Source organism: Achromobacter sp. GbtcB20 (assembly GCF_019091095.1).
GTDB lineage: Bacteria > Pseudomonadota > Gammaproteobacteria > Burkholderiales > Burkholderiaceae_B > Achromobacter > Achromobacter mucicolens.
In genome coordinates, this window is sequence record NZ_JAGXJZ010000003.1 from 244,846 (window position 1) to 269,633 (window position 24,788).

The window sequence follows — 24,788 nt, forward strand, 5'->3', positions numbered from 1 at the left end:
GCTTCAGGCGGCCTTCGCGGCGGCGGGGCGCACCAGCCATTCGCCGGCGGCCATCATGCCCATCAGCACGTAGCTGGCGCAGCCGTTGTAGGCCACCCACCAGCTCCACGGCGCCCAGGCCGCCAGCGCGGCGGCGATCGTGCCGTTCAAGGCGAAAAACACGCACCAGGCGCGGGTCACGTTGCGGGTGTAGCGCACGCCCTCGGGCGGCAGATCGGGGTGGCGCAGGCGCGCCAGGCGTTCCACCACGGGCTGTCCGGCGCGCAGGCTCATGCCGAAAATGGCCAGCATCATGGCGTTGACCAGCACGGGATACCAGCGCAGCCAGCTCTCGGAATTGGTTACCGCCAGGATCAGGCAGAAGCCCAGTGCGGCGGCGGGCAGCAGCTTGTCGCCGGGCTGCGCGGCGCGCGCGGTCAGGCCGCGGGCCAGCCACAACAGGGCCAGCGGCAAGGCCAGCCAGGCGGCGTTCACGCGTCCCAGCATCGCGTACACGACGAAGGGGTAAGCCACTGCGGCGGCGGCCAAGGCGGCCGCAACGCCACGGTTCATGCGGCCGGGTCCTGCTTTTGCCACATGGCCTGCACGACGTCTTCGACGGTGCGGACCGTGCGGAAGTCGTTGGCGTCCAGCTTGCGGCCGGTCTGGCGGCGCACGTGGTCGATGAGGTCGATCGCGTCGATGCTGTCGATTTCCAGATCGGTATACAAATGCGCGTCGGGCGTGATCCGTTCCGGTTCGATTTCGAACAGTTCGACGAGGGCGCCGCGCAGCGTGTTGAAGATTTCGTCGCGGGTGTGCATGGTGACTCCGTATGCGTCAGTCGCGGCGTTGCGCAGTGACAAATGCCGCCAGGCTGGCAATGCTGGCGAAATGCTCGCGCATGTTGCGCGTTTCGGGATCGATGGTGATGGCGTAGCGCTTTTGCAGCGCCAGGCCCAGCTCCAGCGCGTCGACCGAATCCAGGCCCAGCCCATCTCCGAACAGCGCGGCTTCGCGGTCGATGTCGTCGGGCGTGATGTCTTCGAGCCCGAGGGACTCGATGACGAGCGTCTTGAGCTCAAGTTCCAGTTGATTCATCCAGCTTTGACTCCACTTGCGCCGCCGTGGGCGGCGGCGCGTTCATTGGGGCGCCCTGCGGCGCCTGCGGCGCCAGCTTGGCTTCGAAATAGGCGTGCAGGTAGGCATTCATCTTGCGGCCGGCGATCGGCAGCGGATGGGCCTGGCTCCAGGTCGCCGGGTCGATGTCTTCACCGACCTCGATGACATAGCGCATGCGCGAGGGCGGAATCCGGTACCAGGGCTCGCCCTTGGTGAGGCTGCGCGGATTCATCCGGATCACGACCGGCGTCACGACCTGCGCGCCGCGCAGCGCAATGGCGCATGCGCCGCGATGAAACTGCGGCATGGCGTCCGGCGGCGTGCGCGTGCCTTCCGGGAAGACGATCAGCGTTTCGCCATTGCGCAGCACATCAGCCGCGCGGTCGAACATGTCGAAGCTTTCGTCATTGGTGATGTATCCGGCATTGGCCACGGGGCCGCGGGTAAAGGGATTCGTGGCAAGGCCATGCTTGACGATGCAGTTGGCGTTCTTGACGTGCCCGACCAGGAACACCACATCCAGCAGCGACGGATGGTTGGCAAGAATCATCTGGCCCGGCCGGCCCAGGCGGTCGGCGCCCTTGAATTCCACGGTCAGGATGCCCACGCGCACCATGAACCGGATGAACAGCCTGAAGGTGCCATTCAATGCCCAGCGGGCCCGGCGTTGGCGGTCCTGGCGGTCGCCCGGCAGCAGGCGCTGGGGCGGAAACACCATCAGGCGCAGCAGCACGCCGCCCACCCCGAACATGGTGAAGGCCATGCCGGTGGCGACCAGGCGCCAAAGCCAGAAATCTTGACGAACTTGAGCCGGGGAGGTCATGCGTTACGTGTCCAGGTCCATTGGCGGCTGCGGTTGGCATGCCGCCAGCTTGGGGTCTGCAGCGTCAGGTGGCGGACCAGATTCAGCGGATTGGGCCAGACTTGCGGCGGCGCATCACTGTTGCCAGCCGGACCCATCGAGAGCGCCCAGTCCGTGCCCGGGCACAGGCGGAACGCGGCGGCGTAGGAAAACGGCGCGTCGCCCACCCAGGGCGCGTACGGGCGCGGCGGCACTTCCTCGGCCAGCACCACCAGCACGTTGTCATGCCCCTGGCCGAACAACAGGGCGGCTTCGAGGAAGGCGTGCTCCAGGCCGTCGTCCTCGACGGACAGCGCCACGGACTCGGCCGTTTCGCGGCGTATGATCGACCATTGCGCGGCTATCGCGTTGTGCACCGACAGGCCAAATGCCGTGGGCGACAGCGGCTCGTCCGCCGCCAGCGACTCAAGCAGTCCGAAGTTGCGCGTGGTTTCTCCGTGCCGCGAGGCGAAGACGAACGGCATGTCCGGGTATCCGTCGGCAAGCGGCCACGCGCACGCAAACACCCCGCGAGCCAGAGGGCTGAGGCGGCGGCGCTGCATGGGGGGCAAGAAGTCGAGGCGGGCGGCGGCCTGATCTCCGAGGGGGCAATACGGGTGTTCCGCCCAGTGCTGCCAACTGCTCGGGTCTTGAAATCCTGGTGTCCAACCTTGCCAATGCGCGATGGAGAACGTCAACATAGCGCGCGATTCTACTATGGCAAACTCGGCTCAAACTGTTTTGAATAGTTACACATCACACAAATTGGCTTAGATTTCTCGCATTATTTTCTAAATAGTTACTTTCTCCGTTGGATATTCAGGAACTTTTAATCTGGTGGGCGGATCAAAGCGCCGCCTCTTTATATAGCCCCGAGCAGCTGTCCGCCGAAGACGCTGCCCGAGCGGTTGCGATCCGCAGCGGCAAGGCGCTGCGCGACTGGAAGGCCAGCCGCGCGCTGTTGCATGACGTGCGCAGCCGCCAGCCCGATTCCCGCCCGGCCTCGCTCAGCCACAGCAACGGCCACGCCATCGTGGCCACCGCCCCGGCCGGCTGGAAAATCGGCGCCGACCTCGAGGCAATCTCCCCGCGCGACGTGCAGGGGCTGGCCCAGTGGGTGTGTTCGGCCGCCGAACGCGACCTGTTGGCGGGACTGCCCGACGAGGCGCGCCTGCTCCGCTTCTACCAGCTATGGACATTGAAAGAGGCCTTCATCAAGGCCGCCGGCCTGGATTTTCCGGCTGACATGGCGTCGGTGGGCTTGTGTCCGGCGCTGTCCGGTTTTGCGCTGCGCCCGCCGCCGGGACGCTGGCGGGCCTGCTCCTATCGGGTGGGCGCCGGCTGGATGGCCTCGGTGGTGTGGCAGGCCCCAGAAGGATCAGCAGGGGACTTGGCGCAACCCCTGTGGACCGGCGCGGCCGGCTGTCAGTTGCCTGATGTCCTGATACAAGGTTGTTGGCCGCCCGATACGACTTGAAACCGCCCTGACGTTTCGCCGCTCGCATTTAAAGATGTATTATGAATATATGTTTAAAGGCGATCCTGTTCGCCATTCAAGGAGCAGTTGATGTTGAGCCCCCAAATCCGCGAGCTGGTCAAAGCCACGGCCCCCGTCCTGAAGGTCCATGGCGTCGCCTTGACCAAGCACTTTTACGCGCGCATGTTCCAGCACAACCCGGAACTCAAGCACGTGTTCAACCAGGCCCACCAGGCGGGCGGCGCGCAGCAGCACGCGCTGGCCGGCGCGGTCACCGCCTATGCCGAGCACATCGACGACCCCTCGGTGCTGATGCCGGTGGTGACGCGGATCGTGCACAAGCACGTCAGCCTGGGCATCCGGCCCGAGCACTACGCCATCGTGGGCAAGCATCTGCTGGCTTCCATTCGTGAGGTGCTGGGCGAAGCCGCCACCGACGAACTGGTGGACGCGTGGGCCGCGGCGTACGGCCAACTGGCCGACCTGCTGATCGCCGAAGAGGCCCGCCTGTATGCGGAGTCGGCCAACAAGCCCGGCGGCTGGACCGGCTGGCGCGCGTTCCGCGTCGTGGGCAAGCAGCCCGAAAGCGCCGAAATCACCTCGTTCTACCTCGCCCCGGCCGACGGCGGCACGGTCCCGGCTTACCGGCCCGGCCAGTATGTGTCCGTGCGCGTGTTCGTGCCGGAACTGGGCCTGATGCAGCCGCGCCAATACAGCCTATCGGACGCGCCCGGTCAGGATCGCCTGCGCATCTCCGTCAAGCGCGAGCCGGCCGGCGACCAGACGCCGGCGGGCCGCGTGTCCAACGCGCTGCATGACCGCCTGGAAGAAGGCGGCGTGCTGGACGTCGCACCCCCGCAGGGCGATTTCCACCTGCGCGAGGACGGCGATGCGCCCGTCGTGCTGCTGAGCGGCGGCGTGGGTCTGACGCCCATGGTGTCGATCCTGAACCATCTGGTGCATGCCAATGACGCGCGCCAGATCCGCTTCGTGCACGGCTGCCGCAATCGTTCGGTGCACGCCATGCGCGACCACGTGAACGACATCGCGGCAAAGCGCGCCAACGTGCGCAAGGCGGTGTTCTACGAAGAGGTGGGCCATGGCGACCAGGCCGGCCGCGACTACGATCACCAGGGGCGCGTCGATCTGCACGCCATTCGCGACGAGGCCATCGTGCCGGGCGCGGACTACTACTTGTGTGGCCCGGCGGCCTTCATGCGTGCGCAGCGCGAGGCGTTGCTGGGGCTGGGCGTGACCGAAGACCGCATCCACGCCGAAGCCTTCGGCACCGGCGGCGTCGCCGGCTGACCGGTGTATCCTGGCGGCCCGACGTTTCCGGGCCGCCCGGTCCACATGTCCTGACCACCATGCAACTGAACCGATTCACCGACTTCGGCCTGCGCGTCCTGATGTATCTGACGCAATGCCGCGACCGGTCCGCAGCCGTCACGATCCCCGAGATCGCTGACCGCTTTGGCCTGTCGCGCAATCATCTGGTCAAGGTCGTGCATTTCATGTCGCAGCGCGGCTGGGTCAGCACCACGCGCGGCAAGGGGGGCGGGCTGAGCCTTGCCCGCGCCGCCACGGAATACCGCGTCGGTGATCTGGTACGCGAGCTCGAGCAGCAGGGTCCGCTCATCGATTGCCGCGAACCCCCGTGCGCGCTGGACGGCGTGTGCCGGCTGTCGGGCGTGCTGGCGCAGACGCTGCAGGCCTTCTACGACACCCTCAATGGCTACACGCTGGCCGATCTGGTCCGGGAACCGACCGCCGCCGCGATCATCAAGCTGCACCGCGTCGCCTGAATCGGAGACATGATGTTTGGTTATGGCTCCTGCGGCGTTTGGCATTTGCCGGCGCGGGGGCGGCCGTTACAGAATGGCCGTGTTCGCGGTCTACTTGGATAACGGTATGCGCGTTTGCGTAATTGGCGCCGGCGTCGTCGGTGTGACGTCGGCCTATTTCCTGGCGCGCCAGGGTCATGACGTGGTGCTGGTTGACAGCCAGCCCCGCCCGGCGGAAGTCTCCAGCTATGCCAATGGCGGTCAGCTCAGCTACAGCTATGTGGCGCCGCTGGCCGGGCCCGGCGTGCTGCCCAGCGTGCCGGGCTGGCTGCTGCGCCATGATTCGCCGCTGCGGTTCCGGCCCCGCCTGGACCCGCATCAGTGGCGCTGGTGCCTGCAATTTGCGCTGGCCTGCCGCGCGTCGGTCGCCAAGGCGTCCACCGCCCAGATGCTGACCCTGTCCTACCTCAGCCGCGATGTCATGCACTCGCTGCTGGAACAGGAAGACCTGGCTTTCGGCCACCTGAAGAACGGCAAGCTCATCGCCTATCGCAGCCCCGACCTGCTGGAAAAGGCGCGCGCGCTGGTGGCGTACCAGGCGGCGCACGGCGCGGACCAGCAGGTGCTCGATGCCGCCCAGACCGTGGCGCGCGAACCGGCGCTGGCCGGCATGGGCGCCAGCCTGGCGGGCGCCATCTATACCCCCAGCGAAGAAGCCGGCGACTGCCGGCAATTCACCGAAGCGCTGTTCGACCGCCTGCAAGGCTTGGGCAACGTGCAGTGCGCCATGTCCAACCCGGTGTCCGGTCTGCAGCGCGAAGGCCGCCGCATCGTCGCGGTCAACACGCGCGACGGCGACATCGGCGCCGACGCCGTCGTGCTGGCCACGGGCATCGGTACCCGCGCCTTGCTTGGGCCCCTCGGTCACGACGTGCCGCTGTACCCCCTGAAGGGCTACAGCCTGACCGTGCCGCTGGCAGACGACGACGCCGTGGCGCCGCGCATCAGCGTGACCGACTACGAACGGCGCATCGTCTACGCCCGTGTCGGCGGCGTGCTGCGGATCGCGGCCATGGTGGACATCGGCAGCAACAACGCCGACATCGACCCCGCTCGCGTTGGCCTTCTGAAGAAACAGGTGCTCGAAGCTTTCCCGCAACTGGACCTGCGCCAGGCCATTCCGTGGGCGGGCCTGCGCCCGGCCACGCCCACCGGAAAGCCGCTGATCGGCCGCAGCCCGGCAGCCGACAATCTGTGGCTGAACGTGGGGCAGGGGGCGCTGGGGTTTACCTTGGCCTGCGGCAGCGCGGCGTTGCTGACGGCGCAAATGGGCGGCCTGGAGCTGCCGCTGGATCCGGCGCCGTTCAAGCCCTGAACCTCGAAGCGTGAACGCGGCGCCGGCAAGGGCAATGTCCATTTTGCGATAGCGCGTGCCATTTCGTCGGCAGACGGGCTGACGCGGGCTCAATAGGATGAGGATCACTCCTTCGCCAGACCGCATTCTTGCGGGCTCGAAGGAGCCGATCCCTCCTTCGAGCCTTCCATCATGTCCTATCTGTTTCCGTTGTTCGCCATCCTGTTCTGGGCGGGCAACGTCATCGTCTCCAAGATGGCCGCCAGCGCCATCTCTCCCACCGCCATCACCTTCTACCGCCTGCTGCTGGCGCTGTTCCTCATGGGGCTGTTCACGGCCCGTCCCGCGTGGCGCAATCGCAGGGTCATCCTGCGCCACTGGCCAAAGCTGGCGCTGTACGGCGCGCTGTCGTCGGCGGTTTTCCAGGCGCTGTCGTACCGGGCGGCCGAAACCACCACCGCCACCAACATGGCCATTCTGACTGCGCTGATCCCGCTGCTCAGCATGCTGGGCAGCGTCGTGATCCTGCGCGATCCGCTGACGCTCGGCATGGCCGCGGGCGGGGCGTTGTCGTTTCTGGGACTGTTGTATTTGGTGGGGCAGGGCGACATGCTGAGCGTGTTCCAGCATGGCGTGCATGTGGGCGATGGCCTGATGCTGCTGGCCGCGTTGTCGTACGCGCTGTACGGCGTGCTGCTGCGCCACTGGAAGGTGCCGGTGCCCGCCTGTCAGTCCACCTTCGTGGAGTCGATTTTTGCGCTGATCTATATGCTTCCGCTCTACCTGCGGGTGCCGGCCGCCCAGGCCGCGCTGGACACCAATACCATTCCGCTGATCCTGTACGCCGGTATTTTCTCGTCGGTGCTGCTGTCGTACCTGTGGATCGAAGGCGTGCACCGCTTGGGCCCGAACCGCTGCAGCATCTTCATCAATCTGCTGCCGCTCTTTACCGCGCTGGCCGCTTTCGTGATGCTGCGCGAGCACCTGCAGCGCTATCACGTCCTGGGCGGCGCGGTCACGCTGGCGGGCGTGCTGCTGGCGCAGACCGTGCAGCGGCCGCTGTTTGGCGCCGGGCGCGCGCTGGCGGTCGGCAAGGCGTAGCGCCGCCGTTCACGGGCGTTCAAGACAGGCGCCCGCCGCCGACGCATAGTGGCCGCTTTGCGCGGTGAGGCGATGAGCATTTTTCAAAAGACCACGATTGCGCTGGCCCGGAGCCCGGCGGTCGGCCAGGCGATGCGGGCGATGGCCGCCCGGACATCGCTGGCGCGCCGGTTCGTCGGCGGCGCCGGCGTGGACGAAGCCGTGCGCACCGCCGTGAGACTGCGCGAGGCGCACGGCATCCGCGCGTCGCTCTTCTATCTGGGCGAGTACGTGGCGGATCGCGCCGCCATCGACCACAACGTCGGGCAAGCCATCGACGCCTGCCGGGCGTTGGCGGGCGCGGGCCTGGACGTGCATGTCTCCGTCGACCCCACGGCCATCGGCTACATGCACGCCGATGCCCTGGGCGAGGAAAACGCGCGACGTATCGGCAGGGCGGTGCAGGCCGTCTCGGACACGGGGCGGGACTGGCTGGTGCTGGACATGGAAGATTCCGGCATTCGCGACCGCACGTGCGCGCTGCACCGGACACTGCTGGCCGAGGGCCTGCCGGCGGGCCTTACGCTGCAGGCGCCGCGCCGGCGCACGCCCGAGGATCTGGTCTGGGCGATCCGCCAGCGCACATCGCTGCGGCTGGTGAAAGGCGCCTTCCCCGAGCGTGCGCTGGACCACGCCGGGCGCGCGCGCATCGACCAGGCCTATCTGGACGCGGCGTCCATCATGTTGTCGCGCGAGGCCCGCGAATCGGGCTTTTACCCGGTGTTCGGCACGCACGACGACCGGCTGGCCGGGGCCATCGTCGATCTGGCGCGCGAGCGCGGCTGGCCCGCCGAGGGATTTGAATTCGAAATGCTCTACGGCGTGCGTCCGGACTGGCAGATTGCGCTGCGCGGATTGGGCTATAACGTCAGGGTTTATCTTCCGTTCGGCGCGGACTGGTGGCCGTATGCCATCCGCCGCGTCGGCGAAAATCCTCGCAATGCGTGGCTCCTGGCCCGTTCGCTCACCTCGGACGGGCATTACTTCGGATAGCCGCGACTGGCTGGCGCAACATGGCGGTTTCTCAACACATCTGGCATTGCGGCGCGGGACTGCCCGGCGACGTGCTGATCGCGGACCTGCGCGCCTACCGGTACGCGCCGCATTTTCACGACGCCTAGTCCATCGGCGCCATCGAGCATGGCCGGTGCGACTTCACCGTGCAGGGGGAGACCCACGCCGCCTGCGCGGGCGAACTGGTGGTGATCGCGCCGGGACAGGTACACACGGGCGGCACGGCCGCCGGACCGCTCGCGTATCGCATGGCGTACATCGATCCTGCCTGGTTCCAGGACCATGCTCGCGCGCTGCATGCGCAGGGTGCGCGGCTGGCGGGACCGGTGATCGCGGATGCCGCCCTGTGCGCGCAATGGCTGGAGGCGTTGACGCCCGACGAGATCGCGCCCGCCGAACGCAGCGCACGCCTGTCCGCGGCCCTGTTCGGCACGCTGGCCGCGCACGGCGAGGCGCTGGACGAAAGCGGGACGCCCGCTGCCGGTACGCCCGAAGCCGGTAAGCCCGCAGCCCCCCCCTCCGATGACCTATCCGCCATCACCGACGTCTGCGCCATGCTGCTTGCGCGCATGGCCGGGGATCCGTCCTGCGCGCCCGACCTGCAAGCGCTGGCGCAGGCGCAGGATCGTCATCGGACCACGCTGGTCAAGCAGTTTGCGCGGCGTTACGGATTACCGCCGCAAGCGTGGCTGCGCAACTGGCGCGTGGCGCGCGCGCGGGTGCTGCTGCGCGGCGGCTTGCCGTTGGCGGACGCGGCGCAGGCGGTGGGTTTTGCCGATCAGGCGCACCTGACGCGGGTGTTCAAGCAGGTCTACGGCAGTCCGCCCGGCGTGCTGGTGAGAGCCGGCGCGGTGGGCTCCCAGACGTTGTGACTGCGGGGCGTTTCAAGCCGGTAATCCGAATATTTGCGCGTGAAGAATTCCGCGCCCAGCGCCTGCGCGGCGGCCAGCGGGCGCCGCGGATCCAGCGCCACCTCGCCGCGCCGGTTGCCCGCGCCGTGCACATATCCCACGAAGTCGGAATGCGTGTAGCGCGCAAACTCCTGCACTTGATGCACGATGCCCAGCGCCGCGCCGGGATAGGTCTCTTCGGACGCCACCGTCAGTCCGAGCCGCTTGCCGGCCATGCGTGTCTTGACGCGTTCGGGTTCGGGGCCGGAACCCGCGTAGTGGCTGAACGATCGATCAAAGAACGCCTTGGTCTGCGCCGACATTCCATACCAGTAGATCGGCGTGCAGAACAGCACGCCATCGGCCGGCAGGAAATGGTCCAGGAAGAGTTCGGCGTACCGGTCGGCGGGCGGTTTGGCATGGCGCAGATCGGGCAGCAGGCCCTGGATGTAGTCATCCAGGAAAAAGAGGGAGGCCGAAATGCCAGCCGCCTGCGCGCCCTGGCGCGCGGCGTGGGCCAACGCCGCGCTGTTGCCATTGCGGCGCGGGCTGCCCACCAGGATCAGCAATCGCTGTTTTGGGTGATTTGAATTCATTCTTGGCTCCTTGGTGAAATGCTGGGACTACGTTCGGATAGGTAATCCTGATCTCCAGGCAGGGCCGCGACAACTGACGATTCCTTCACTAAGATGAATCCTGTTCATCCCAGGAATCGCCCATGTTTGCCACGCTTCCCGTCACTGCGCTGCGCACGTTCGAGGCTGCCGCGCGGCTGCGCAGTTTCAAGCTGGCCGCGGCCGAACTGTCCGTCACCCCGACGGCGGTGTCGCATCAGGTCAAGGCACTGGAACGCCATGTGGGGTGCGCGCTGTTCGATCGCGTTCCGCGCGGCGTGCGGCTGACGGACCAGGGGGCGCGCCTCTTTGCCGGCGTGCACGGCGCGTTGCTGGACGTGGCGCAGACGCTGGACGCCTTGCGGCCCGCGCCGGAATCCGGCGCGCTCACCGTGTCCACGACGCATTCCTTTGCGGCGTTGTGGCTCGTGCCCCGGCTGGGGCGCTTTCACGAGGCCTACCCGCAGTATCAAGTGCGTCTGGATACGTCGCCTGATCCCGTGGACCTGCTGAAGGACGCCAGCGTGGACGTCGCCATCCGCTACAGCCGGGCGCGCTATCCCGCATTGCACGCGGCCTGCGCGCTGCCCGAATGGTTCGGGGTATACGGCGCGCCGGCGCAGGTTGCCCGTGCGGGCCGGCGGGCGCCGGCCCTGGTGACGGTGCGCTGGCGCGACTCGCCCTTATACGAACAGGGGTGGCAGGCGTGGTGCGAAGCCGCCGGCCTGCCGGCATGGAAGCGGCCGGTGGCGGAGCACGCCTACACCGAGGAACACTACGCGCTGCAGGCCGCCATTGCCGGGCAGGGCCTGGTGCTGGCCAGTTCGGTGATGGTGTCCGACAGCGTGGCCGCGGGCACGCTCGCGCCTTATCGGCCCGAGGTCCGGGTGCCGGGCGCGGCCTACACTGCGCTGTGCGCGCCGGGGCGCGAGCGTCATCCGCCCGTCAAGGCATTCCTTGCATGGTTGCGCAAGGCCTTCCAAGGCTAGTGGCCGGCCGCGCGCGGCATCCGTGGTGCGCGTACGCGCGGCGGGACAGGAGGCGCACGAGCGGGTACATTGACGTCGCCGCCCGTGTGCGGCATTCGCGTTTTCAGACTACGGAGTGCGCCCCGCCGTGAACCGATTCCACGAAATGACGGTATTTCTTGCGGTTGCCGACGCGGGCGGCTTTGCCGCGGCAGCGCGCCGGCTGGAGATGTCCGCGCCCAGCGTCACGCGCAGCGTCGCCGCGCTCGAACGCCGCCTGGGCGCCTTGCTGCTGGTGCGCACGACACGCAGCCTGCGCCTGACCGAGGCCGGCCAGCGCTACGCCGCCGATTGCCGCCGCATTCTCGACGAGGTCGAGCAGGCCGATGACGCCGCGGCGGGCGCGATGGCGGTGCCGCGCGGTGCGCTGTCCATCACCGCGCCCGCGCTGTTCGGCGAGCTGCACGTGATGCCGGCGGTGCTGGGCTATCTGCGCGGGCATCGCCAGGTGTCGCTGCGCGCGCTGCTGGTGGACCGCGTGGTGAACCTGGTGGACGAGGACATCGACGTGGCCGTGCGCATCGGCGCGCTGCCGGACTCGTCGCTGACGGCGGTGCCGGTGGGCCACGTGCGCCGGGTGGTGTGCGCCGCGCCGGGATTCCTGAGCGCCCATGGCGAGCCGGCCGACCCCGAATCGCTGCATCGCTTCTGCACCATCACCGCGGCCATGGAAGGCCGCGGGCCGCAATGGCGCTTCCTGCAGGACGGCCAGAGCCTTCGCTTGAACATGCAGTCGCAATTGACCGTCACCTCGTTCCAGGCGGCCGTGGCGGCTGCCCGGGAAGGGTGGGGCCTGACCCAGGTGATGTCTTATCAGGTGGCCCCGCACCTGGCCAGCGGCGCCTTGCAGATGGTGCTGCGCGACTTCGAGATGCCGCCCGTGCCCGTCCATCTGGTGTATCCGGAAGGGCGCAAAAGCTCGGCCAAGGTGCGCAGCTTTGTCGATTTCTGTGTCGAGGCGCTGCGCCGCGACCTGGCGGCGCTGCCGGCCTGACCGGTTTATTTCATTTCCGGCAAGAGTGTCTTGCCGGCGCCGGCCGTTCTCCATTGGCGCGGGCAGGCTCAAGATGGTGGCTCGAATCCACCTGAGAGCCTCCGATGCCATCCACCTCCTCGCACTCCGCCCCGGCGCAAGCCGCCGCTCCGCTCAAGTTCTACAGCTTCGCGCTTTCCGGCCACGCGCATCGTGTCGCGCTGATGCTGTCGCTGCTGGACGTGCCGCACCAACGCATCGACGTGGATCTGCGTCAGCGTGAGCAGAAGCGTCCCGAATTCCTGGCGCTCAACGCCTTCGGCCAGGTGCCGGTCATCGACGACAACGGCGTGGTGGTGGCCGACTCGACCGCCATCCTGGTGTACCTGGCCAAGCGCTACGGCGGCGGGGCCTGGCTGCCCGAGGATGCGGCGGGCGCCGCGGCCGTGCAGCGCTGGTTGTCGGTGGCGTCCGGGCCGCTGGCGGGTGGTCCGGCGTCGGCGCGGCTGGTGACGCTGTTTGGCGCGCCGCTGGATGTCGACGCCACGCTGGCGCGCGCGCATGCGCTGCTTGCCGTGATGGAAAGCGAACTTGCGCAGCGCGACTTCCTGGCTGGCAGCGAGCCCACCATCGCCGATGTGGCCTGCTATGCCTACGTGGCGCATGCGCCTGAAGGCAACGTGTCGCTGGCGGACTATCCGCGGATCCGCGCGTGGCTGAGCCGCATCGAGAACCTGCCGCGCTTCGTTCCCATGGAATCGTCGCCAGTGGGCCTGCTGGCCGCCTGATTCCCGCCAATCGACCGCGAGGACATTGCCATGAACCTTCCCGAAAACACCATGCCGTCGCCCTGGCACGAGGGTGAATTGCAACTGCAAGCGCACGCGGGCGTTGCCGCGCGCATGGACATGGTCGGCCGCAAGGTCATCCGCGACTACATGCCCGATCAACACCGCGAATTCTTCGCGCAGTTGCCGTTCGTGGTGGCCGGCGCGGTCGACGACCACGGCGATCCGTGGGCCGGCATCCTGGAAGGGCAGCCCGGCTTTGCCGTGTCGCCGGACCCGCACACGTTGCGCATCGCCGCCATGCCGGACGCGGACGACCCGTTGCGCGCAGGAATGGGACTGGGCAAGCCGGTGGGATTGCTGGGTATCGAATTGCACACCCGCCGGCGCAACCGCATGAACGGCCGCATTGCGGCGTGGGACGGCAAGCGCTTTGACGTGGCGGTGGCGCAGTCGTTTGGCAACTGTCCGCAGTACATCCAGTCTCGCGATTTTTTCTTTGCGCGTTCGCCGTCGCTGCGCTTTGCCGCCGCGCGGGAGGAGCGCGCGGGGCAGGACGACGCGGCGCGCGCCCTGATCTCGGTGTCCGACACCTTCTTTGTGGCCAGCTATGCGGACCGCGATGAAAGCGTGGGCGGACGCGCCGTCGATGTCTCGCACCGGGGCGGCAAGCCCGGCTTCGTGCGGGTGGATGGCGATGTGCTGACCATTCCGGACTTCTCGGGCAACCGGTTCTTCAATACGCTGGGCAATCTGGCCGCCAATCCCGTCGCGGGGCTGCTGTTCATCGACTTCGAACGCGGCGACGTGCTGCAACTGACGGGAAGGGCGGAGGTGATTCTGGACAGCCCGGAAATCTCGGCCTTCCAAGGCGCCGAACGCCTGTGGCGCGTGCATGTGCGCCGGGTGGTCAGGCGGCCTGGCGCGCTGGCCTTGCGCTGGCGCTTCGATGCCTGGTCGCCCACGGCATTGGCGACGGGGCGCTGGCCTGCCGCGGCCTAACGGCTGTCTTGCGCCACCTTGCGCACGACCGTGTCGCCGGGGCGCAGCGGCCGGCCGTCCTGCGCGCGGATCTCCATGCGTTGCACCGCCTGGCCGCGCTGGCGATCGATCAACGTCGAGTGTGCCTCGTCCGGCCCGAAGTAGTGGTCCTCGCCCCATTGGCGCAACCCGACGATCACCGGAAACAGCGCCTCGCCTTTTTCCGTCAGCACGTATTCCTGATACGCGCTGCCGTCGGACGCCGGGGCGACGGCCAGGATGCCGTGCGCGACCAGCGTGCGCAGCCGGTCGCTCAGGATGTTCTTGGCCATGCCCAGGTTCTTCTGGAATTCGCCAAACCGGCGCAGGCCGTCGAAGGCGTCCCGCACGATAAGCAGCGACCACCAATCGCCAATGGCGTCGAGCGAGCGGGCAACCGGACAGGCTGCGCCTTCAAGGCTGGTGCGTTTGACCATGCGGACTCCTTGCGCTGGCTGAGGGTGAAGTTGGTTGCATTATAAAACCTCATGAACTAGCATTCTGGTTTCGTTATACAACCAGATAGATCATGACGCCAACCGCCAGATCCCGCGCGCCGGGATACGACGAGACACCCTCGATGCCGCCCGCGCTGGTGCTGCTGCTGGCCGCGGCCTGCGCGCTGAGCGTTGCCAACGTGTATTACGCACAGCCGCTGCTCGATGCGATCGGCCGCGAGTTCCGCATGGACGAGGGGGCGGTGGGCATCGTCGTCACGGCCACGCAACTGGGCTGCGCGCTGGCACTGTTCTTCGTCGTGCCGCTGGGCGACCTGCTGGACCGGCGGCGACTGATGCTGGCGCAGCTGGCACTGCTGGTGCTGGCTCTGGCGGCGGTGGCGGCGTCGGCAAGTTCGCCCTGGCTGCTGGCCGGCATGGTGGCGTTGGGCTTGCTCGGCACGGCGATGACGCAGGGTCTGCTTGCGCTGTCCGCGGCCCTGGCCGCACCGGCAGAGCGGGGGCGCGTGGTGGGCGCGGCACAGGGCGGGGTGGTGATCGGCCTGTTGCTGGCTCGCACGCTGGCCGGCGCCCTGGCGGATCTGTGGGGCTGGCGCGCGGTCTACGTGGTGTCGGCCTGCCTTTCGGCGGTGCTGGCGCTGGTGCTGGCCCGCTGGCTGCCGCGGCGGCGCCTGCCCGTGGCCGGGCTGGGTTATGGCGCATTGCTGCGCTCGGTCTTCACGCTTCTCGCGACCGAGCGCGTGCTGCGGGTGCGCGGCATGATCGCGCTCTTGATGTTTGCCGCGTTCGGCGCGTTCTGGACGGCGCTGGTGCTGCCGCTGAGCGCGCCGCCGCATTCGCTGTCGCACACGGCGGTGGGGGCGTTCGGATTGGTGGGCGTCGCGGGCGTGCTGATGGCGGCGCGCGCCGGCCGACTGGCCGACGCCGGGCACGGCCAGCGCACCACCGCGCTGGGCTTGGCCCTGCTGTGCGTGGCCTGGGTTCCCATTGCCTTGCTGGACCACAGCCTGTGGCTGCTTGCGCTGGGCGTGCTGGTGCTGGACCTGGCGGCGCAGGCGCTGCACGTGACCAACCAGGCCATGATCTTCAGCATCAGCGCGCAGGCGCACAGCCGCCTGGTCGCGGGCTACATGATGTTCTACGCCGTGGGCAGCGGCCTGGGCTCGATTGCCGCGACGGCCGTGTATGCGCGCGCCGGGTGGCTGGGCGTTTGCGCGTTGGGCGCGGGCATCAGCGTGACGGCGTTGGTGTTCTGGGCGGCAACGGCGCCGCGCGCCAACTGTGCGGGGCAGGGGCGGGCGGGCGTCTGACGGCGTGTGCGCCCGCTTGCCGTGTTACGGCTGAACCTCGTACTCCGCCGTGCCCAGCACCACCGCCGCCAGGCCCGGCGCCTGCGTCAGCTTGTGCAGCGCAAAGCATTGCGCGGTGGCGATCTTGGCGTTGTGGAAGTCCGGGTCTTCGGCCTGCAGGTCCAGGCTGGCCAGCAGCGCGCGGGCCATCTGCCAGCCGGCGAAGGTCGTGCCCGCCAGCAGCAGGTAGGGCACCGCCGCGCCAAAGACCGCGTTGGGATTGCCGGCCGCGTTGGAAAGAATGAACTCGACCGCGCTGGCCAGCGCTTCGCGGGCCTCGCGCAGCGGCTTGAGCATGCGGGCGGCGGCGGGCTCGCTGCGGGCTTGCAGGTCGGCCTCGGTCTGGCGGACCGCGTCCAGCAGGGCGCGCGCCACGGCGCCGCCGTCGCGCAGCGTCTTGCGGCCGACCAGGTCGTTGGCCTGGATGGCGGTCGTGCCTTCATAGATGGTCAGGATGCGCGCGTCGCGGTAGTACTGCGCCGCGCCGGTCTCTTCGATGAAGCCCATGCCGCCGTGCACCTGCACGCCCAGGCTGGCCACGTCGATCGACATTTCGGTGCACCAGCCCTTGACGATCGGCACCAGGAATTCCTGGATCGCCAAGTGGCGCTTGCGCTCGTCCGCATCCGGGCTGGCATGCGCCAGGTCCGCATGGCCCGCGGTGACGTAGGCCAGCGCACGCCCGGCTTCGGTCAGGGCGCGCATGGTGCCCAGCATGCGGCGCACGTCCGGATGCTGGATGATGGGCACGGCCTCGCGCGACGAGCCGTCCACGGGGCGGCTCTGCACGCGGTCGGCGGCGTACGCCACCGCATGCTGGTAGGCGCGGTCGGCGATGGCGATGCCTTGCACGCCGACGGCATACCGCGCGGCGTTCATCATGATGAACATCGCGTCCAGGCCGCGGTTCTCCTGGCCGACCAGGTAGCCCAGCGCGCCGCCGCCGTCGCCGAACTGAAGCGTGCAGGTGGGGCTGGCCTTGATGCCCAGCTTGTGCTCGATGGACACGCAGGCCACGTCGTTGCGCGCACCCAAAGAGCCGTCTTCGTTGACCAGGAACTTGGGCACCAGGAAGAGCGAAATGCCCTTCACGCCGTCGGGCGCGTCCGGCAGGCGGGCCAGGACCAGATGCAGGATGTTCTCGGCCAGGTCGTGCTCGCCGTAGGTGATGAAGATCTTGGTGCCGGACAGGCGGTACGTGCCGTCGCCCATCGGCTGGGCGCGCGTGCGGATCATGGCCAGGTCCGAACCGGCCCGGGGCTCGGTCAGGTTCATGGTGCCGGTCCATTGGCCGGAAATCATGGGGCCGATGAAGCGCTCGCGCAATTCGGGCGAGCCGGCCGTCATCAGGGCCTCGATGGCGCCGTTGGTCAAGAGCGGGCACAGCGCGAACGACAGGTTGGCGGCGTTCAGCATTTCAGAGCACGGCGAGCCGATCAGGCCCGGCAGCCCCTGGCCGCCGTATTCGGCGGGGTGGGCCAGGCCTTGCCAGCCGGCGTCGGCGTATTGGCGAAAAGCCTCTTTGAACCCCGGGGCGGTGGTCACCGCACCGTCGTGCCAGGCGCTGGGTTCGCGGTCGGCCGGATGGTTCAGCGGCGCCAGCACTTCTGCGGCGAAGTGGGCGGATTCTTCCAGCACGGCCTGGGCGGTGTCGGGCGTGGCCTCCTCGAAACCGGGCAGGGCTGCCACTTGCGGCAGGCCGGCCAGATGGTTCAACACGAACAGCATGTCTTTCACGGGGGCTTGGTACGTCATGGCGTAGGCGCTCCTGGTTTTATGGAATTAGCGGATCAGGCCGGCTTGCCGGGGTCGGCCACGTCGATGGCGGACGTGGCGCCGACGGCGGCGCGCAGCTCGAATTTCTGGATCTTGCCGGTGGAGGTCTTGGGCAGTTCTCCGAAGCGCACCGCGCGCGGCACCTTGAAGCCCGACAACAGCAGCTTGCAGTGCGCGATGATTTCCTCGGCGGTGGCGGTGCAGCCGGGCTTGAGCTCGACGAAGGCGCAGGGCGTCTCGCCCCATTTGGGATCCGGCATCGCCACGACGGCCACGGCCGCCACGGCGGGATGCCGGTAGAGCGCGTCCTCGACCTCGATGCTGGAGATGTTCTCGCCGCCCGAGATGATGATGTCCTTGCTGCGGTCCTTGATGCGGACATAGCCGTCGGCCGTCATGACGCCCAGGTCGCCGGTGTGGAACCAGCCGCCGGCAAAGGCATCCTCGGTCGCGCGGGCGTTCTTCAGGTAGCCCTTCATGCAGATGTTGCCGCGGAACATGACTTCGCCGATGGTCTGTTCGTCGGCCGGCACCTCCTGCATGGTGTCGGGGTCGCGCACCGAGACGCCGGCCTGCAGGTGATAGCGAACGCCCTGGCGGGCGGTCAGCAACGCGCGGCGCTCGGGGTCCAGCGCGTCCCACGCGTCCTGGTGGGCGCAGACCGCGGCGGGTCCATAGACTTCGGTCAGGCCGTACACGTGGGTGAGCTCAAAGCCGATCTCGCGCATCTTGTCGATCACGGCCGGCGCGGGCGCGGCGCCCGCCACCATGGTGCGCACGGTGTGGGTGATGCCGGCGCGCAGCTCGGCCGGGGCGTTGGCCAGCGCGCTCTGCACGATGGGCGCGCCGCAGTAGTGCGTGACGCCTTCGTCGCGGATCAGGTCGAACACCGTCTTCGGGTCGAACTTGCGCAGGCAGACGTTCACGCCCGCGCGCGCCGCGATGGTCCAGGCGAAGCACCAGCCATTGCAATGAAAGAGCGGCAGCGTCCACAGGTAGACGGGATGCTTGGGCATGTCCCATTCGAGGATGTTGCTGACCGCGTTCAGGTAGGCGCCGCGGTAGTGGTAGACCACGCCTTTCGGATCGCCCGTGGTGCCGGACGTGTAGTTCAGCGCGATGGCGTCCCATTCGTCGGCGGGCGGTTTCCAGTCGTAGGTGGCGGGCGCGGCCGCCAGGAAGTCCTCGTAGTCGGTGGCGCCCGGCAGCGTGGCGGGAGCGCTTTCCAGGTCGTGCACCGAAATGATCTTCAGGTGCGGGAATTCGGCGCGGGCGCGCTGGGCGACGTCGGCGTATTCGGTGTCGACGATCAGCGCCCGGGCTTCGCCGTGGCCCAGCATGAACAGCACGCTGGGCGCGTCCAGGCGGGTGTTCAGCGTGTTCAGCACGGCGCCCAGCATGGGCACGCCGAAGTGCGCCTCGACCATGGCGGGAATGTTGGGCAGCATGACGGCGACCGTTTCGCCGCGCTGGATGCCGGCCTGGGCCAGAGCGCCGGCCAGGCGCTGGGCGCGTGCGTAGGTTTGCGCCCAGGTCCGGCGGACCTTGCCGTGGACGATGGCCAGCCGCTGGCCATAGACTTGCGCCGCCCGGGCAATGAAATCCACGGGGGTCAGGGCTTCGTAGTTGGCCTCGCGGCGTTCAAGGCCGTGATCGAACATGCCGGTCATGCTTGTCTCCAATGGGGCGGGTTGACCCCTTATCAAGTCCGCGGGGTGTTGATCCCCGTCGCTTGCCCTAGCTTATGGCCGGCTGGAAAATGGCGTCTGTCGCCTGCATGACAGACCCCCGGCCGGTTGCGCATTCCTCAAGTTTTACACGGTTCTTCCCATGTCCGATGTTTCAAACACAGTTTCCGCCGACGAACTGCCTGCGCTGTTTCGCGCCTGTACGTGGTTCGGGGCGCTGGATGCGCGGCACCAGGCGCTGGTGCTGGCGACCTCGCGCGCGGAACACGTGGCCAGCGGCGCGTGGATTGCGCGGCGCAACGCGCCGTCGGACTACTGGCTGGGCGTCAGCCAAGGGCTGCTCAAGCTGGCCATCTATAACGAATCCGGCCGCAGTTGCACGTTCTCGGGCGTGCCGCCGGGCGGCTGGTTCGGCGAGGGCAGCGTCATCAAGCGCGAGCTGCGCAAATACGATGTCGTGGCCATCCAGCCGTCGCTGGTGATGATGGTGCCCACCGCGACCTTCCACGCGCTGCTGTCGGCCAGCCTGCCGTTTTCGCACTTTGTCATCGGCCAGTTGAATGACCGCATGGGCGAGTTCATCGCGTCCATCCAGAACCACCGTTTGCTGGATGCCGACGCGCGCGTGGCGCAATCGCTGGCGCAGCTGTTCAATCCGCAGCTGTATCCGTCCACCGACCTGACGCTGGCGATTTCGCAGGAAGAACTGGGTTACCTGACGGGGCTGTCGCGCCAGCGGGTCAACCAGGCGCTGCAGACGCTGGCCGACCAGGGCATCCTGGCGCTCGCCTACAACCAGATCAAGGTGCTGGACCTGTCGCGCTTGCGCCAGTACGGTCTGGATCAGATCTGACCGCCGTCAGGCGGCCAGGCCGCCCAGCGCATGGTCCAGCGCGGCGCGCGCCAGCTTGCTGGCCGACGAAAGCATCAGGGCGGCCACGCCATCCAGGTCGCGGGCATCCAGGCAGGCGACGTAGTCCGCCAGCGAATGCGTGTGCAGCGAGATCTCGGGATGCGCATGCGGGCCCATGCGCCGCGCGCCTTCGGCGCACAGGGTGCGGTAGCAAAGCGCGGCGCCTTCGGCGGAGCAGGCGACGATGCCAATGTGCAGCGGCGTGGCGTTCATCCAGGCGATTCCTTCTGTAAGGGTCCAATGGACCAGATGGCGGGCGGATCAGGGTCAAATTCACCATGCAGGGGTTGTTTATACCCGCAATCGCGATAGTAAAAAACACCACAAAGAATTCAACCTGTTGATTTTGCGTGGTTTTTTTCTGGCACGGATTTCGCATGAGGACACGTACCCAACCAACCGCAACACAGGAGGGCGTTCCCATCATGGGTCCGTATCGGAAATTATGGTTCACGTTGATCGCCGTGGTGGCGATCACATTTGCACTGCTCGGGTTTTACGGCGGCGAGGTCTACCGCCAGGCGCCGCCGATTCCCGGTCATGTGGTGACGTCCGACGGCCGTGCGCTGTTCGGGCGCGAAGACATCCTGGATGGGCAGACCGCCTGGCAGTCCGTGGGCGGCATGCAGCTCGGTTCGATCTGGGGCCACGGCGCCTACCAGGCGCCCGACTGGACGGCCGACTGGCTGCACCGCGAGCTGATGGCCTGGCTGGACCTGGCCGCGCGCGACGAGCACGGCCAGGCCTACGCCGACCTGTCCAAACCGCAGCAGGCCGCGCTGCGCGAAACGCTCAAGGCCGAGTACCGCGCCAATCGCAGCGACGCCGCGACCGACACGCTGACCATCACGCCGCGCCGCGCCAAGGCCATCGAGCAGACGGCGGCCTATTACGACCAGTTGTTCTCCGATGCGCCGGCCCTGCAAGGCAGCCGCGAGAGCTTCGCCATGAAGGAAAACACCCTGCCGGACGCCACGCGCCGCCAGCAGCTGACGCACTTTTTCTTCTGGACGGCCTGGGCCGCGGCAACCGAACGCGAAGGCAAGCCGGTCACGTACACCAACAACTGGCCGCATGAACCGCTGATCGGCAACCAGCCCAGCGCTGAAAACGTCATGTGGTCCATCATCAGCGTCGTCGTGCTGCTGGCAGGCATCGGCTTCCTGGTCTGGGCGTGGGCGTTCCTGCGCGGCCAGGAAGAAGACGAACCGCAACCGCCCGCCCGCGATCCGCTGACCACCTTCGCCCTGACGCCCTCGCAGCGCGCGCTGGGCAAGTACCTGTTCCTGGTCGTGGCGCTGTTCGGATTCCAGGTGCTGCTGGGCGGGTTCACCGCGCACTACACCGTTGAAGGACAGAAGTTCTATGGCATCGACGTCTCTCAGTGGTTCCCGTATTCGCTGGTGCGCACCTGGCACATCCAGAGCGCCCTGTTCTGGATCGCAACCGGGTTCCTGGCCGCCGGCCTGTTCCTGGCGCCGCTGATCAACGGCGGTCGCGATCCCAAGTTCCAGAAGGTCGGCGTGGACATCCTGTTCTGGGCGCTGGTGCTGGTCGTGGTCGGCTCGTTTACCGGCAACTACCTGGCCATTGCACAGATCATGCCGCCCGAGCTGAACTTCTGGCTGGGCCATCAAGGCTATGAATACGTCGACCTGGGCCGCCTGTGGCAGATCGGCAAGTTTGCGGGCATCTGCTTCTGGCTGGTGCTGATGCTGCGCGGCATCGTGCCCGCGCTGCGCACGCCGGGCGGCGACAAGAACCTGCTGGCGCTCTTGACGGCATCGGTCGGCGCCATTGGTCTCTTCTACGGCGCGGGCTTTTTCTACGGCGAACGCACGCACCTGACCGTCATGGAGTACTGGCGCTGGTGGATCGTCCACCTGTGGGTCGAAGGCTTCTTCGAAGTGTTCGCCACCACGGCGCTCGCGTTCATCTTCTCCACGCTGGGTCTCGTGTCGCGCCGCATGGCGACGACGGCCAGCCTGGCTTCGGCCTCGCTGTTCATGCTGGGTGGCATTCCCGGCACGTTCCACCACCTGTATTTCGCGGGCACCACCACGCCTGTGATGGCGGTGGGCGCCAGCTTCTCGGCGCTGGAAGTGGTGCCGCTGATCGTGCTGGGCTATGAAGCCTGGGAAAACTGGCGCCTGAAGACCCGCGCCGCCTGGATGGACAACCTGAAGTGGCCGCTGATGTGCTTCGTGGCCGTGGCCTTCTGGAACATGCTGGGCGCCGGCGTCTTCGGCTTCATGATCAACCCGCCCATCTCGCTGTACTACATCCAGGGTCTGAACACCACGCCGGTGCACGCGCACGCCGCGCTGTTCGGGGTGTACGGTTTCCTGGCGCTTGGCTTCACGCTGCTGGTCCTGCGCTACATCCGCCCGCAGTACGCGTTGAACCCGGGTCTGATGAAGCTGGCGTTCTGGGGCATGAACATCGGTCTGGCCCTGATGATCTTCACCAGCCTGTTGCCCGTGGGCCTGATCCAGTTCCATGCCAGCGTCAGCGAAGGCATGTGGTACGCCCGCAGCGAAGCCTTCATGCAGCAGGACCTGCTCAAGACCCTGCGCTGGGGCCGCACGTTCGGCGACGTCGTGTTCCTGCTGGGCGCGCTGGCCATGGTCATGCAAGTGATCCTGGGCCTTCTCAGCAGCAAGCCCGCGCTGGTCGAACCGCGCCTGACGCCCAAGGCGGCACGCGGCTGACCTGCGTACCTTCGCGACTTTGCGCCAGCGCAACGTTGCGAAGGGGACCTCCCGGTCCAATGGAAGCAAAGCCTGCGCCGGCCTGGCGCAGGCGCTTCGGAGAAACTCCGCATGCGCTTCCTGCCCATTGCCGCAACCATTGCCGGCGCCATGACAGTGTTGTTGATCGCTTGCGGGCCCGCAGACCGGGCCCGCTTTGCGTTGCCTGACCTTACGCGGCTGCCGCCCGGAGAGGTCACGCATCAGCCCCCCGGCGAGGCGCTGCGCAATGGCTATCCCGTCACCCCCGCACCGGTCACCACCCGCCACCCGCGCGGCGTCGCCATCATGACGCGGCAGGTCAGCCAGGCCGAATACGCGGCGTGCGTGGCCGCCGGCGCCTGCAAACCGCTGGACGCGGCGCACCGCAAGGACGCGTCTGCCGATCTGCCCGCCACGGGCATCAGCTGGTCCGACGCGACGGCCTACGCCGCGTGGCTATCGGGTTCGACCGGCCAGCGCTATCGCTTGCCGCGCTATGCCGAATGGATCTACGCCGCCGGCGAGGCCTATCGCGAAGAAGCGCCGCCTGCCGCCTTGCAAGACAACGGCCAGGCGCCCAACGACCCCGCGCAGCGCTGGCTGGCGGAATACGAACAGGAAATCCGCCGCGGCAAGCAGGGCGCCGACATCGACGTGCGGCCGTTTGGCCAGTATGGCGCCAACGCGGCCGGCCTGAAGGACATGGCGGGCAGCGTGTGGGACTGGACGTCCGATTGCCACTCGCGCCGCGTGCTGGACGCGGCGCCGGACGCTCCCGAAGACGCGGACCTGAGCCGCAATTGCGGCATACGCGTCGCGGCCGGACGGCATATTGCGTACCTGCCTGATTTCATCCGCGATCCCAAGAACGGCGCGTGTTCGGTCGGCGTGCCGCCCGCGAACCTGGGAATGCGGCTGGTGCTGGAAGAGGGCTAGAGGTTTGTTGCTGCCGGTGACCCGTTGCGGCAAGACAGGCACGACGCGCAGTCCATGGCCGGCTGCGCGTTCTGCGACAGGCTGGCCAGGGCGGCGGGCGAGCGAAGCACGATGCGCTTGCGGCCGCTGCTGACGATGCCGCGCTGCTTCCAGTCGCTGAGCAGCCGGCTGACGGTGTGCAGCGTGGTGCCGGTCATTTCGGCGACGTCCTGCCGCGTGATCGGAAAGCTGATGCCGATGCCGTCGTGCATGGGCTGCCCGGATTGCTGCACCAGCCGCAGGATGGCGCGCGCCACGCGCTGTTCGACTTCGTCGGTGGACAGTTCCTGGATGCGCAGGTGAGCATCCTGCAGCCGCTGTCCCATGGTCTGCAGCGCAATCGCGCCCAATTGCGGATGGCTGCCCATGAAGCCTTCCCAGGCCGACGCCGGCCACGCCAGGCACACGCTTTCCTGCACGGCCAATACGCTGGCCGGGTAACAGGACTGCCGCATCGCGCAAGCCAGGCCAAACATATCGCCCGGATTGACATATCTCACGACAACTTGATCGCCTTCCGATGTAATTTGGGTGACCTTGAGGCAGCCGTGCAGCAACACGAAGAAATGGGCGCCTTCGGCGCCTTGCCGGTAAGCGGCTTCGCCGGCTTCAAGGCGGCAGGGAACGGCGTCGTTGAGCGCGGTGTCTAGCTGCGCGTCGGACAAGGGCCTGAACAGATCCAGGTTGCGCAGCAGGGCATGGCATAAAGGCGATGGCATGGCGGTCCGCGTGTGGACGTGGAGGGATTTTCCACGGATCGATGGTGACACCTGAGGGGCACCATGACAACTTGCGGGCGGCCGCAGGGTTATCCCGAATTTGCGCTACAGCAAAGAACGCGATCGCTCGCGGTTCTTCAATGGAGGTGCCGAC

At 67.6% G+C, this 24,788-nt stretch carries 25 protein-coding genes and 1 pseudogene; 15 read left to right on the forward strand and 11 right to left on the reverse strand.

From position 1 onward, the window contains the following. Positions 1–3 precede the first annotated feature (3 nt). The 5 genes from KVT32_RS06360 to KVT32_RS06380 are packed head-to-tail and all read right to left on the reverse strand — an operon-like array spanning position 4 to position 2,643. Positions 4–552 (reverse strand): hypothetical protein, encoded by a 549-nt coding sequence (locus KVT32_RS06360; protein ID WP_152384000.1) that lies wholly within the window; start codon positions 550–552, stop codon positions 4–6. Continuing rightward, positions 549–803 (reverse strand): acyl carrier protein, encoded by a 255-nt coding sequence (locus tag KVT32_RS06365; protein WP_056316019.1) that lies wholly within the window; start codon positions 801–803, stop codon positions 549–551. Before KVT32_RS06365 ends, KVT32_RS06360 begins: the two co-directional genes overlap by 4 nt. A 16-nt stretch (positions 804–819) precedes the next feature. Then, a complete protein-coding gene (locus KVT32_RS06370; protein WP_056316022.1) occupies positions 820–1,080 on the reverse strand; it encodes a phosphopantetheine-binding protein in 261 nt (86 codons plus the stop codon). Continuing rightward, complete coding sequence (locus tag KVT32_RS06375) at positions 1,061–1,924, reverse strand: 1-acyl-sn-glycerol-3-phosphate acyltransferase (protein WP_152384001.1); 864 nt, start codon at positions 1,922–1,924, stop codon at positions 1,061–1,063. The genes KVT32_RS06370 and KVT32_RS06375 overlap by 20 nt, the downstream gene beginning before the upstream one ends. Next, positions 1,921–2,643: a beta-ketoacyl synthase chain length factor gene (locus KVT32_RS06380; protein WP_152384002.1), complete on the reverse strand. Its 723-nt coding sequence runs from the start codon at positions 2,641–2,643 to the stop codon at positions 1,921–1,923. The genes KVT32_RS06375 and KVT32_RS06380 overlap by 4 nt, the downstream gene beginning before the upstream one ends. Before the next feature lie 110 nt (positions 2,644–2,753). Between KVT32_RS06380 and KVT32_RS06385 the strand changes: the two genes are divergently transcribed. The 7 genes from KVT32_RS06385 to KVT32_RS32600 all read left to right on the forward strand — a co-directional run bounded on the left by KVT32_RS06385 (position 2,754) and on the right by KVT32_RS32600 (position 9,583). Further along, positions 2,754–3,419: a 4'-phosphopantetheinyl transferase superfamily protein gene (locus KVT32_RS06385; RefSeq protein ID WP_217617846.1), complete on the forward strand. Its 666-nt coding sequence runs from the start codon at positions 2,754–2,756 to the stop codon at positions 3,417–3,419. Positions 3,420–3,509: 90 nt separating this feature from the next. Continuing rightward, a complete protein-coding gene (gene hmpA / locus KVT32_RS06390) occupies positions 3,510–4,727 on the forward strand; it encodes an NO-inducible flavohemoprotein (protein WP_062841836.1) in 1,218 nt (405 codons plus the stop codon). A gap of 59 nt (positions 4,728–4,786) precedes the next feature. After that, complete coding sequence (locus KVT32_RS06395; RefSeq protein WP_217617847.1) at positions 4,787–5,224, forward strand: Rrf2 family transcriptional regulator; 438 nt, start codon at positions 4,787–4,789, stop codon at positions 5,222–5,224. 106 nt (positions 5,225–5,330) lie between these two features. Next, on the forward strand, positions 5,331–6,578 hold the full coding sequence (locus KVT32_RS06400; protein ID WP_217617848.1) for a D-amino acid dehydrogenase: 1,248 nt from the start codon (positions 5,331–5,333) through the stop codon (positions 6,576–6,578). 171 nt (positions 6,579–6,749) lie between these two features. Then, positions 6,750–7,658: a DMT family transporter gene (locus KVT32_RS06405; protein ID WP_217617849.1), complete on the forward strand. Its 909-nt coding sequence runs from the start codon at positions 6,750–6,752 to the stop codon at positions 7,656–7,658. 72 nt (positions 7,659–7,730) lie between these two features. Next, a complete protein-coding gene (locus KVT32_RS06410) occupies positions 7,731–8,690 on the forward strand; it encodes a proline dehydrogenase family protein (protein WP_217617850.1) in 960 nt (319 codons plus the stop codon). A gap of 167 nt (positions 8,691–8,857) precedes the next feature. Then, positions 8,858–9,583 carry an AraC family transcriptional regulator gene (locus KVT32_RS32600; protein ID WP_371825569.1) on the forward strand — a complete coding sequence of 242 codons (726 nt, stop codon included), beginning with the start codon at positions 8,858–8,860 and terminating at the stop codon, positions 9,581–9,583. Here KVT32_RS32600 and KVT32_RS06420 read toward each other — a convergent pair. Beyond that, positions 9,523–10,197, reverse strand: a complete 675-nt coding sequence (locus tag KVT32_RS06420; RefSeq protein ID WP_175236186.1) for a flavodoxin family protein — start codon at positions 10,195–10,197, stop codon at positions 9,523–9,525. The genes KVT32_RS32600 and KVT32_RS06420 overlap by 61 nt on opposite strands. A 122-nt stretch (positions 10,198–10,319) precedes the next feature. On the opposite strand from KVT32_RS06420, the gene KVT32_RS06425 reads away from it, so the two are divergent. From KVT32_RS06425 to KVT32_RS06440, 4 genes are all read left to right on the forward strand, one after another. Continuing rightward, on the forward strand, positions 10,320–11,204 hold the full coding sequence (locus KVT32_RS06425) for a LysR substrate-binding domain-containing protein (protein WP_062841832.1): 885 nt from the start codon (positions 10,320–10,322) through the stop codon (positions 11,202–11,204). 127 nt (positions 11,205–11,331) lie between these two features. Further along, positions 11,332–12,237 carry a LysR family transcriptional regulator gene (locus tag KVT32_RS06430; RefSeq protein WP_217617851.1) on the forward strand — a complete coding sequence of 302 codons (906 nt, stop codon included), beginning with the start codon at positions 11,332–11,334 and terminating at the stop codon, positions 12,235–12,237. 104 nt (positions 12,238–12,341) lie between these two features. Continuing rightward, positions 12,342–13,004: a glutathione S-transferase family protein gene (locus tag KVT32_RS06435; protein WP_152384009.1), complete on the forward strand. Its 663-nt coding sequence runs from the start codon at positions 12,342–12,344 to the stop codon at positions 13,002–13,004. 30 nt (positions 13,005–13,034) lie between these two features. Next, on the forward strand, positions 13,035–14,006 hold the full coding sequence (locus KVT32_RS06440) for a pyridoxamine 5'-phosphate oxidase family protein (protein WP_175156715.1): 972 nt from the start codon (positions 13,035–13,037) through the stop codon (positions 14,004–14,006). Here the strand turns inward: KVT32_RS06440 and KVT32_RS06445 are convergent. Then, positions 14,003–14,461: a helix-turn-helix domain-containing protein gene (locus KVT32_RS06445; protein WP_152384011.1), complete on the reverse strand. Its 459-nt coding sequence runs from the start codon at positions 14,459–14,461 to the stop codon at positions 14,003–14,005. The genes KVT32_RS06440 and KVT32_RS06445 overlap by 4 nt on opposite strands. Positions 14,462–14,553: 92 nt before the next feature. Here KVT32_RS06445 and KVT32_RS06450 point away from each other — a divergent pair, with 92 nt between their 5' ends. After that, the gene (locus KVT32_RS06450; protein WP_227741209.1) at positions 14,554–15,792 is read left to right on the forward strand and encodes an MFS transporter; all 1,239 of its coding nucleotides are present in this window, start codon (positions 14,554–14,556) and stop codon (positions 15,790–15,792) included. A gap of 24 nt (positions 15,793–15,816) precedes the next feature. Here the strand turns inward: KVT32_RS06450 and KVT32_RS06455 are convergent, their stop codons facing one another. Both KVT32_RS06455 and KVT32_RS06460 read right to left on the reverse strand, forming a co-directional pair. Further along, on the reverse strand, positions 15,817–17,586 hold the full coding sequence (locus KVT32_RS06455) for an acyl-CoA dehydrogenase (RefSeq protein ID WP_217617852.1): 1,770 nt from the start codon (positions 17,584–17,586) through the stop codon (positions 15,817–15,819). A gap of 35 nt (positions 17,587–17,621) precedes the next feature. Continuing rightward, a complete protein-coding gene (locus tag KVT32_RS06460; protein ID WP_217617853.1) occupies positions 17,622–19,277 on the reverse strand; it encodes an acyl-CoA synthetase in 1,656 nt (551 codons plus the stop codon). 160 nt (positions 19,278–19,437) lie between these two features. On the opposite strand from KVT32_RS06460, the gene KVT32_RS06465 reads away from it, so the two are divergent. Further along, complete coding sequence (locus KVT32_RS06465; RefSeq protein ID WP_056316086.1) at positions 19,438–20,148, forward strand: Crp/Fnr family transcriptional regulator; 711 nt, start codon at positions 19,438–19,440, stop codon at positions 20,146–20,148. 33 nt (positions 20,149–20,181) lie between these two features. Here KVT32_RS06465 and KVT32_RS06470 read toward each other — a convergent pair. After that, positions 20,182–20,421 (reverse strand): annotated as a pseudogene (locus KVT32_RS06470) (aspartate racemase); the annotation flags it as partial. Positions 20,422–20,633: 212 nt separating this feature from the next. Here KVT32_RS06470 and KVT32_RS06475 point away from each other — a divergent pair. Together KVT32_RS06475 and KVT32_RS06480 are read left to right on the forward strand one after the other, a co-directional pair. Then, positions 20,634–22,919: a nitric-oxide reductase large subunit gene (locus KVT32_RS06475; RefSeq protein ID WP_152384015.1), complete on the forward strand. Its 2,286-nt coding sequence runs from the start codon at positions 20,634–20,636 to the stop codon at positions 22,917–22,919. Between the two features lie 111 nt (positions 22,920–23,030). Beyond that, complete coding sequence (locus KVT32_RS06480) at positions 23,031–23,876, forward strand: SUMF1/EgtB/PvdO family nonheme iron enzyme (protein ID WP_193725273.1); 846 nt, start codon at positions 23,031–23,033, stop codon at positions 23,874–23,876. On the opposite strand, the gene KVT32_RS06485 is transcribed toward KVT32_RS06480, so the two are convergent. Next, positions 23,873–24,634: a Crp/Fnr family transcriptional regulator gene (locus tag KVT32_RS06485; RefSeq protein WP_217617854.1), complete on the reverse strand. Its 762-nt coding sequence runs from the start codon at positions 24,632–24,634 to the stop codon at positions 23,873–23,875. The genes KVT32_RS06480 and KVT32_RS06485 overlap by 4 nt on opposite strands. Between the last annotated feature and the right edge of the window lie 154 nt (positions 24,635–24,788).